This window comes from Vibrio sp. 2132-1, assembly GCF_033344315.1.
Window position 1 is genome coordinate 1 of sequence record NZ_JAWPON010000146.1, and the last position, 933, is coordinate 933.

At 48.3% G+C, this 933-nt stretch carries 1 protein-coding gene; it reads right to left on the reverse strand.

Annotated features, from left to right (window positions below; genetic code table 11):
* Nucleotides 1-933, reverse strand: a 933-nt coding sequence (vmeH, locus tag R8N47_RS24030) for an efflux RND transporter periplasmic adaptor subunit VmeH (RefSeq protein ID WP_318185955.1), incomplete at both ends; no start/stop codon positions are given.

Here is a 933-nt window from a genome sequence, read left to right on the forward strand (position 1 = left end):
TCCACTTTCATTCCATCTCTGAGTCGCGAAACGCCAGCAACCACCACTTTGTCGTTAAGCGCTAATCCATCAAGCACTTGAATCGAGGTTTTGGAGGCTTTGCCGGTTCGGATTTGTTTTCGTGAAATGGTACCGTCGTCATTCAGCACCCAAACAAACTTGTTCTCACGTCCAAGCTCGTCTCCATCAGCATTGAAAATTGCCTCAATCGGCACATTGATCCCAACGTTCAGCTCTAAACCCACTTTTTCATCTTTCGAGGTCACTTCAACGGCCATACCATCAAGGATGTATTCCTCTTTTGGCATCGGTAAAGAAAGCGTCACGGTAAACGTTCCCGTGGTTGGATCAGGCTCAGTGGTGAACTCTTTAACCGTCGCCTTGTACTCGTTGCCACTAGGAACACGAACCACCGCATTAATTGCCGTTAATCTTTCTTCTGTAGGAGGCTGTTTGACGTACAAGCGATCTGGCAATTGGATCAAAACTTCTACGCGATCCAGACTGTGGATATTGACGATATGTTGCCCAACTTGAACATTCTCAAATTGATCAATATTGACCCGAGCAATGATGCCATCAACCGGCGCTTTTAATGTGGTGAACGATAAACGCAACTTAGCGAGTTCCAACTCCGCCAACGCGATTTGGCGCTGCGCAGCAATTTCATCAAACTGCGACTTCGCCAACAAACCTTTATCCACCAAAGGCCGAGAGCGGCGATATTGACTGTCGACCACAGAAAAGCTCGCCGTGGCATTATCGACTTCCAGTTGATAATCCGTTGGGTCTAGGGTGGCGATAACAGCGCCTTTTTGCACTTTATCCCCTTCTCGCACCATCACGCGACTCACTTCACCCGCCACACGGAAACTCAAATGAGAGCGGTCCGCGGCGTTCGCAACAGCAGGAAAATACAGATTGTCATCAACT